The 9593-nt window shown below is 44.7% G+C and carries 4 protein-coding genes and 1 pseudogene; all 5 read left to right on the plus strand.

The window, feature by feature from the left end; translation table 11 throughout:
• Nucleotides 1-77 precede the first annotated feature (77 nt).
• Complete coding sequence (gene xerA / locus CS921_RS14315) at nucleotides 78-1064, plus strand: site-specific tyrosine recombinase/integron integrase (RefSeq protein WP_099225044.1); 987 nt, start codon at nucleotides 78-80, stop codon at nucleotides 1062-1064.
• Between the two features lie 12 nt (nucleotides 1065-1076).
• On the plus strand, nucleotides 1077-2285 hold the full coding sequence (locus CS921_RS14320; RefSeq protein ID WP_099225046.1) for a restriction endonuclease subunit S: 1209 nt from the start codon (nucleotides 1077-1079) through the stop codon (nucleotides 2283-2285).
• A 101-nt stretch (nucleotides 2286-2386) separates the two neighbouring features.
• Nucleotides 2387-5521, plus strand: a complete 3135-nt coding sequence (locus tag CS921_RS14325) for a type I restriction endonuclease subunit R (protein WP_099225048.1) — start codon at nucleotides 2387-2389, stop codon at nucleotides 5519-5521.
• Between the two features lie 16 nt (nucleotides 5522-5537).
• Nucleotides 5538-7607 (plus strand): DUF262 and DUF1524 domain-containing protein, encoded by a 2070-nt coding sequence (locus CS921_RS14330; RefSeq protein WP_099225050.1) that lies wholly within the window; start codon nucleotides 5538-5540, stop codon nucleotides 7605-7607.
• Nucleotides 7608-8935: 1328 nt separating this feature from the next.
• Nucleotides 8936-9007 (plus strand): annotated as a pseudogene (locus CS921_RS15890) (SEC-C metal-binding domain-containing protein); the annotation flags it as partial.
• Between the last annotated feature and the right edge of the window lie 586 nt (nucleotides 9008-9593).

Genomic DNA, 9593 nt, shown 5'->3' on the forward strand with positions numbered 1-9593 from the left:
CAACGGCGAGAGTGATAAACCAACGGAACTGCCGTTGATGTCGTTCTCTGGAAATATCAAATAGAAGGAGAAACGACATGAAACAAGAACTGATGACAGAGGTAATGCAGCAGATGCTGTCCTACCTCGACAACGCCCAGTTGAAACAGCTGAGACAGGTGATGGAGCAGACACTCTTTCACTACGAAGTGACCGGCACAGAAGTTAAGCCGGAGGAGGGCGATAGCAATGACCTCATAGCAATGTTCATAGCCGCAAAACGGATCGAGGGATGTTCGGAAAAGACGCTGAAGTATTACCAGACCACGATTGATGCGATGGTTTCATCTCTCGGCAAAAATGTCCGACATATTCTCACGGAGGACTTGAGGAATTACCTTACCGAGTACCAGAGCAGGAATCAGTCGAGCCGGGTAACGATTGACAACATCCGCCGTATCCTGTCCAGCTTCTTTTCGTGGCTGGAGGATGAGGATTACATCATAAAAAGCCCCGTCCGTCGTATTCATAAGGTGAAAACGGCAAGCAGCATCAAAGAAACCTACTCAGATGAGGACTTGGAGAAGATGCGTGATAACTGCGAAGAACTGCGAGACTTGGCGATGATAGATATGCTGGCTTCAACGGGAATGCGTGTCGGCGAGATGGTTCTTCTGAACCGCGATGATATCAACTTTGCGGAACGGGAATGCGTGGTATTCGGTAAAGGTGATAAGGAGCGGATCGTGTACTTTGATGCCAGAGCCAAGCTGCATCTGCAGGAGTATCTCGACAGCCGGACGGATGAGAATCCCGCGCTGTTCGTAACACTTCGGGCTCCGCATGAGCGGATACAGATTGGCGGCATCGAGCATCGGCTCCGCGAGATGGGCAGGCGGCTGAACATTCCAAAAGTGCATCCGCATAAGTTCCGGCGGACGCTGGCGACAATGGCTATTGATAAAGGAATGCCAATCGAGCAGCTTCAGCGACTCCTTGGGCATCAGAGAATAGATACGACCTTGCAGTATGCTATGGTCAAGCAGAGTAACGTGAAAACGGCTCATAGGAAATATATAGGTTAGGACGGTGACATGATGGGCAATTGGAAAACTTGTACCATAGGCGATTTGGGAGCGGTTGTAGGTGGCGCAACACCTTCAACAAAGAAAGCGGAGAACTATGATGGCGGTACCATTTCATGGATTACTCCAAAGGATTTAGCGGGCTTTTCAGGTCGCTTTATCTCTCACGGAGAGAGAAATATCACGGAGCAGGGATTGAAAAGTTGTTCAACACAACTTATGCCCGCTCATACAGTGCTGTTTTCGTCAAGAGCGCCCATCGGCTATATAGCTATTGCAGAGCAAGAAGTTTGTACGAATCAGGGCTTTAAGAGTGTCGTTCCAAATGAGGATACAGATTATATGTTTCTGTATTACTTGTTGAAGTACAACAAGGATAAAATCGAAAATCTCGGCAGCGGCACAACTTTCAAGGAGGTATCCGGGAGTACGATGCGCGGTATTGAAGTATCTGTTCCCGAAACCATAGAAGAACAGCGCCAGATTGCATCCGTGCTATCTGCACTGGACGACAAGATTGAAAAGAATACGGAGGTAAACGAGAATTTACTTCAGCAGGCAAGCACTATTTTCAAGCATTGGTTTACCGATAATCCAAGTCTTGACACTTTGGAGCAGGTTCCCCTTGCAGATTTGTGTTTGGTTGTTACCAAAGGGACAACACCTACTACTCTTGGAAAACCGTTCGTCTCTGAAGGCATTAACTTCATAAAGGCCGAGTCTATATTGGACAATCACGCTATCGATAAGAACAAGTTTGCGTTCATTGACAGTGAAACGAACGATTTGTTGAGGCGCTCAATAATCAGTTCAGGAGACATAGTATTCACTATTGCTGGTACTCTTGGACGTTTTGCTTTAATAGATGATAGTGTATTGCCTGCCAACACAAATCAGGCTGTCGCAATCATCCGTGCAAATAAGAGCAAAGTAACGCCTGAATACCTATACAGTTTCTTCTTGGGAAACTGGCATAACGACTACTATACAAAGCGTATTCAGCAAGCCGTTCAAGCAAATTTAAGCCTTGGAACCATAAAGTCATTACCTATTCCAATTCTCTCGGATAAAGCAATGCCAGAGTATCTTGGGATTATAAGCCCTATTATCACAATGACTAAGGCCAATGAGCTTGAAATAACAAGACTCCGAACAATGCGAGATGCCCTGCTACCACAGCTGATGTCTGGTCAACTTGACGTTTCCGACCTTGACCTCTAAGCCGCTAAATTCTCGTTTGAACCGGAGCAACACAAACGTAATGAGCGAATTACCCGGAAAAGGGTATCATGATAGATAGTACATACAAAGGAGCGATTGATATGTCAGGATTTTATACGGAAGCTGACTATGAGAATTCCATCATAGAGCTATTCCAAGGAATGGGATACCGTCACGTTTACGGCCCTGATATTGAGAGGGATTTTAACAGCCCTCTATATGAAGATGAACTGACGGCTGCGTTGCATCGCCTGAATCCCTCTATGCCAGAGGATGCGATCAGTGATGCCCTGTTCAAATTGAAAAATTTTGAGAATGCTGAACTGGTCCAGAAGAATGCTGTCTTCATGGATTATATTCAGCATGGCGTTGAAGTGCGCTATTTTGTTAAGGGCGAGGAGCGCTCCGGCCTCGTATACCTTGTTGACTATAAGAATCCTGACAATAACTCTTTTATCGTTGCAAACCAGTGGACCTTTATTGAAAACAGCAATAAACGTCCGGATGTCCTTCTCTTCTTGAATGGACTTCCAGTTGTTCTTGTAGAGCTAAAGTCTCCATCGCGGGAAGAGACAGATGCTTCCGAAGCATACCTACAGATCAGAAACTATATGCAGGAGATTCCGTCGATGTTCATTTATAACTGCATTTGCGTTATGAGTGACCATCTAACCTCAAAGGCAGGAACGATTACTTCCGGCGAGGACCGCTTCATGGAGTGGAAAACCAAAGACGGAAGTTATGAAAATACTCAGTACGCACAGTTTGATACTTTCTTTGAGGGTATCTTTGCCCGTGAACGCTTGCTGGACATTATAAAGAACTTTATCTGCTTCTCCAACGAAGGATTAAAGCAGTTTAAAATACTGGCCGGATACCATCAGTATTTCGCGGTCAATAAAGCAGTAGAGTCTACGAGACGCGCCACAGAGACCGACGGAAAAGGTGGTGTATTCTGGCACACACAAGGTAGCGGAAAATCTCTGTCAATGGTTTTTTATGCTCATCTGCTGCAGGAAGCGCTTGATAGCCCGACAATCGTGGTACTTACAGACCGAAACGATCTGGACGATCAGTTGTTTGGCCAGTTCGCAAAGTGTAAAGATTTTCTGCGTCAGGAGCCGTTGCATGCTGAGAGCCGGGAACATTTGAAGTCCTTGCTTGATGGCAGACAGGCAAACGGGATCATCTTCACCACAATGCAGAAATTTGAGGAATCCCACGAGCCTTTATCCGAGCGTAGGAACATTGTTGTCATGGCAGACGAAGCGCATCGTGGGCAGTATGGTCTGAAAGAAAAGGTCGATGCGGAGACCGGTAAAATTAAGATCGGCACCGCGCGAATCATCCGTAACAGCTTACCGAATGCTACATACATAGGCTTCACCGGTACACCTATTTCCATGAAAGATAGAAGCACCCGTGAAGTCTTCGGAGATTACATTGACGTTTACGATATGACTCAGGCTGTCGAGGACGGCGCTACCCGTCCGGTTTATTATGAGAGCCGCGTTATTAAACTAAAGCTGGATGAAGCGACGCTTCGCCTGATTGATACCGAGTACGATATTATGGCAAATAACGCCGATCCAGATGTAATAGCCAAGAGCAAACGTGAGCTTGGCCAGATGGATGCCATCCTCGGCAACGATCAGACAATCGCTTCACTGGTAGATGATATTCTCGATCACTATGAGAACTATCGTGCAAACCTGCTCACCGGCAAGGCGATGATCGTTGCTTATTCCCGCGCCATTGCTATGAAGATCTATGACCGTATCATGCAGCTCAGACCTTCATGGACGGAGAAGGTCGCTGTTGTTATGACAGAAAGCAATAAGGACCCGGAGGAGTGGCGTGCCGTTATCGGAAACAAGCGTCACAAGGATGAGCTGGCGAAAAAGTTTAAAGACAACGATAGCCCTCTTAAGATTGCGATTGTAGTAGACATGTGGCTGACGGGCTTTGATGTACCTTCACTGGCCACGATGTATGTTTATAAGCCAATGCAGGGGTACAACCTTATGCAGGCGATTGCACGTGTAAACCGTGTATTTGGAGATAAAGAAGGCGGACTGGTTGTAGATTATGTCGGCATCGCAGCTGCGCTTAAGGAAGCGATGAACGATTATACCTCCCGTGATAAGAAGAACTACGGTGATACCGATGTTGCAAAGGTGGCCTATCCGAAGTTCTTGGAGAAGCTCTCCATCTGCCGCGATATTTTCCACGGGTACGATTATTCTAAATTTACTACCGGAACTGACCTTGAGCGATCAAGGGCTATCAGTGGCGCAGTTAACTTTATTGTTGCCGTTGATAAAGAACGTGAGCGTGAAGATTTCCTGAAGGAAGCCCTTATGCTCCGTCAGGCGCTGTCGCTTTGCTCATCGTTAGTAGAGGAAAGTCTCCGAATTGAAGCCGCATTCTTTGAATCGGTCCGTGTGCTTGTTATGCGCCTTATGAATCAGGGCGAGGGAAAGAAAATCTCCCTGCCGGAAATGAATGCGAGAATAAACGCGCTCCTCAGCCAGAGCGTGAAGAGCGAAGGCGTCATCAATCTCTTTTCGGACGTGTCGGAGGAGTTCTCTCTGTTTGATCCGAAGTTCCTTGAGGAAATCTCCAAGATGAAGGAGAAAAACCTCGCGGTTGAATTGCTGAAGAAGTTGATAGCCGAGCAGGTGCAGATTTACCGTCGTACCAATGTAGTCAAGTCTGAGAAATTCAGCGAGATCATCCAAAGCGCCATGAACCGTTATCTGAACGGTATGCTTACAAATGAGGAAGTCATTCAAGAGCTCCTTAATCTGGCAAAGCAGATTGCTGCAGCTCAGAAGGAAGGCGACCAGCTTGGTTTAACAGCTGATGAGCTGGCATTCTATGACGCCTTGACAAAACCGCAGGCAATTAAGGATTTCTATGAAAACGAGGAGCTGATAGCCATCACAAAAGAGCTGGCAGATACCCTCCGTAAGAACCGCACGATTGATTGGCAAAAACGTGACTCGGCCAGAGCAAAAATGCGGATGATGATCAAAAAGCTCCTTAAGAAACATCGCTATCCACCGGAAGGTATGGACGATGCTGTTCAGACCGTAATGACGCAGTGTGAATTGTGGACGGACAATGCAGACATGGAACAGCGCGAACACAAGGTTGTTAATTATTCCTTTCGTTCAGAGCAGAATTTGAGTATGGTTGCTGAAGAACCTGCGCCATATGGAAAGAAAGAATAACTCTTGGAGGTAGAATATGGACGCACGTAAAGGTAACATCTACGAGATTTTAAATGGAAACAAGCAGTTCCTGATTCCGGTTTATCAGCGGTATTACAGCTGGGACATCGAACAATGCACTCGCCTCTGGAATGACATCGTCGAGATGCAGAAGAAAGGAAAAGTGGGCCACTTTGTCGGTTCCATCGTAAACATTGCGGAGCAGGCAATGCCGACCGGAGTCCAGAAATATATGATTATAGACGGCCAGCAGCGAATGACTACGCTGTCTTTGCTCCTGCTTGCCCTTCGTGATTATGCTATAAAGAATCCGGACGATACCACCATCAATGCCCGTCGCATTGATAATATGCTTCTGAAAAACGAGTACGAAAGCGGCGATGAACGCTACAAGTTGCTCTTAACAGAAACTGATCGGGATATCTTGATGCGGCTTGTAGAAGAAAAGCCTATTCCAGAAGATACGCGATCAAGGCTTCTCGACAACTATAAATTCTTTGTGGGAAAGATTGCAGATAAAGAATTACAGCCTGCCGAGGTGTACGAGTCGATTGGAAAGCTGCAGATCGTTAATATAACACTGGACCGTTCAGTTGATGATGCACAGGCTATATTTGAGAGCTTAAATTCTACTGGTAAAGAGTTGTCTGAATCTGACCTGATCCGGAACTATGTTCTTATGGGTCTGGAGCCTACGGAACAGACCTATGTCTACGAACATCTATGGCGGCCTATGGAATTGCTGTTCGTTTATGAGACGCAGGATTCCGTCATGGATAGATTTTTCCGCGATTACCTGACAATGAAGATTACACGCATTCCTAAGCAGGACCGCGTGTATGAAGAGTTCAAGCTCTATCATCTGAATTGCGAGTTCGGCACTATCCGTGAGCTGTGTCAAGATCTGCTGACCTACGCCAAATATTATACTGATATGGTATTTAAGAGGAGCAGTAATCCCTCGCTTAAATCCTTGTATGAAGACATCAACGATCTTCGTATGGAGGTTTCTTATCCCTTCCTGCTTAAAGTGCATAATGATTATGCCGAGGGTATCATTTCAGAGGATGATCTAAAGCTGATTATCCGTCTTTGCATCAGCTATGTCTTCCGGCGAAGTATCTGTGATATACCGACAAATTCTCTAAACAAGACTTTTGCTACGCTGAGGAACGAAATCAGACCGGATGACTACGTCAATTCTATTAAGGCATTCTTTGTACTGCGAGATGATTATAAAGAGTTCCCAAACGATGATAAGTTCATCGCTGCCTTTGTTTCGAGAGATATTTATACCATGCGCTCCCGCAACTTTATCCTCAGTCATCTGGAGAACTATGGAAACAAGGCTCCGATCATTATTGAGAATTATACAATTGAGCATATCATGCCTCAGAACAGCAGTTTGAGTCCAGAATGGCAGCAGATGCTTGGAGCGAATTGGCGCGAGGTACAAAAGACCTACCTGCACACCATCGGCAATCTGACGCTCACAGCGTACAATTCAGAAATGAGCGATCATCCGTTTATGGTCAAGATGGATATGGAGGGCGGCTTTAAGGAAAGCGCACTCCGCTTGAATGCTTATGTTGTTAAACTTACGGAATGGAATGAACAAAGGATAAAAGAACGCGCTTCGATGCTGGCGGATAAGGCTAAACAGATCTGGGCTTTCCCGGATATGACCGCTGCGGAGCTGGCTCCTTATCAGACGGTGGAGAAACCGGCAGAGCGCTATAGTCTCGAAACTTATGATACAAACGTTTTTACGAAAACGCTGTTTGAAGTTCTTGATCGCCGAATCCAGAATCTCTCTCCAGATGTGAAGCGCGAGTTCAAAAAGCTGTATGTTGCCTATAAGCTGGATACCAATTTCGTGGATATTGTTTTCCAGAAACAGAGACTCCGTATTTCTGTGAATATGAAGTTCTCAGAGGTGATCGATCCGAATGGTATATGCCGTGACATAACCGGTCTCGGAAGATGGGGTAACGGCGATGTTGAATTGTATATGGAGCATACATCAGACGTCGATCAGATCATGGAGATCGTGGAGCAATCCTTCCGTCTTCAGGCTGATGAATGATGGAGTGTTGAAACGATTCGGATCGATTGAGATAATGAGGAAAATACATGGTTTATAACACTTTTATAAAATGTCAGGTTTGCGGTAGCATTACCAGAGTCCGGCTTCAGGTTGGATGGCAAGAAGAACATCCTATTGTTGTGGCTTGCGGTAAATGTGGTACTTCCTTATCTGGCAGCGTTAAGATAGGACAGGACCGTCCGGGGTTGAAGTTTTCTTTTGACAATGCAGATGAAATCTCGGATACCGAAGCTGATTACATGGTTGAATGCTCTGGTGAATTTCCGACTGCGAAACAAGGCAAAGTAGCAGAGATGGAAGAAGTTGTAATTACTCCGTTCATCCGCTATATGAATCGTATGAAGACGGATGATTCATATGAGCAGTTTGGGAAAGCGGTATCGCAGCTTAATGCAACAGAAAAGAAATGGAAGAACTACAAGAGAATCATTGACCTGTTTAAAAGCAACAGTGAATACCTTGTTCAGGAGATTCAAAAGGAATTCTCCGGACAATACTTTCAGTGCAGAGATGAGTCTGAAGTATTAAGAGCTGTTCATATGATTGAGGTCCATGGTTTTTATTCTGCGCTTAAAAAAGATATTTTAGACGATCTTTCTTTTAGCTCAGGAATTATGAAACTGGACTTCGCTCAGCTTAAGAGTTTAGTGGCCTTCTTGAATTCACATGATGGCTACCACCTTGATGAGCTTCAGGATTTAATTTATAAGGCTTACGATGATTTTGTAAAAATATACCAGCGCCTTATTCCGGCTCTTGCAATACAGTATTGCAAAGAGGATGCGTTTGATCTTGAAGTTGAAGGTTCGACAACGAGTAGCTTCGATAGTGTAAAGCAGTTTTATTTGAATGTTTATGAAGCCCTTGGGAATCTGCTCGTTATCCCGGTCGCTCTCAATAACATAAAATACAGGGCTGACTTGAATTCGATGAATCCTTTGGAAAAGAATGTATCTTCGTTGGAGGATTTCATAAAGCTCACAAAGGCGTCAAGGTATCATTTCTGCTTAAACACAGAAGTCTACACCGAGTTCTTGGATGTTGTGGTAAATGCAAAACTAAGAAATGCGATCGGACATAATGATGTTGAATATGACGCAGTGAGTCAGGTCATTACTTACATTCCGAATCCGAAAGACAGAACCATAAAGAAAACGGAATACCTTCTCGAATTTGAAAATGAAGCGATGCACATGTTTCAGGCGTTATTGGGTGTTTCAGAATACCTGTATCGCCTGAGAGAACTTTCACTTATATATGATGGCAAAATACCACTTATGGTTCAGGAAAGAGCAAACTGGCCGAAGAAGATAGGACGTAATGATCCATGTCCATGCGGAAGCGGAAAAAAGTACAAATTCTGTCATGGGAAGAATTAGAGTTGAGGCGATGGGATTTCAGACTTGTTCCCTCAGAGCGAAGTCTTGAAGCGGTCGGCAAATTTGTGCGTTTGCATATTATAGGTAGGAGCAAGGGCTTTGACCTGTTTCCGAGAACGTACAAGGGTAAAAATCGGTGTGTTTTATGACAAAAACACGCTTTGATAAATTCCCGCGAACGAACGCGAATTTGGCTACATACTTGACATCAAGATGAAGCAATCGAGCCATGTGGAGTGTGTAGTGAAGCTCGAACGACGGAATGGGTAGAAATCCTTGATTTTAAGCACTTTTCTCCGCATGTGGTATTCGATATGGATGAGAAGGGTTTTAGGAAAAAGAGGGTTGAAAACTATATTCAGGTGTCGGTTGTGATTGAAGTAGCGTGTGGAGATATCTTTAGTGAAAAATGATGAAGAAGCTTTGTATTGTCTGATGCTTTTTTAGGAATTGATTCAGGAGTGAAAGCACAGATGTTTTTTAATAAAGGGAATCTATGTTGCCAACTGTTTCGTCTTTACTATGAGCTAAAGGTTGTTCTGGAAAAGATACTACTCATGATTATAATAATCATGAGTAGTATCTT

The sequence above is a fragment of the Listeria costaricensis genome, from assembly GCF_900183385.1.
GTDB classification, from domain to species: domain Bacteria; phylum Bacillota; class Bacilli; order Lactobacillales; family Listeriaceae; genus Listeria; species Listeria costaricensis.

Bases quoted from the DNA above. Each gene is read 5' to 3' on its own strand.
- xerA (WP_099225044.1), top strand. From the start codon at position 78: ATGAAACAAGAACTGATGACAGAGGTAATGCAGCAGATGCTGTCCTAC.
- CS921_RS14330 (WP_099225050.1), top strand. From the start codon at position 5,538: ATGGACGCACGTAAAGGTAACATCTACGAGATTTTAAATGGAAACAAG.
- CS921_RS14320 (WP_099225046.1), top strand. From the start codon at position 1,077: ATGGGCAATTGGAAAACTTGTACCATAGGCGATTTGGGAGCGGTTGTA.
- CS921_RS14325 (WP_099225048.1), top strand. From the start codon at position 2,387: ATGTCAGGATTTTATACGGAAGCTGACTATGAGAATTCCATCATAGAG.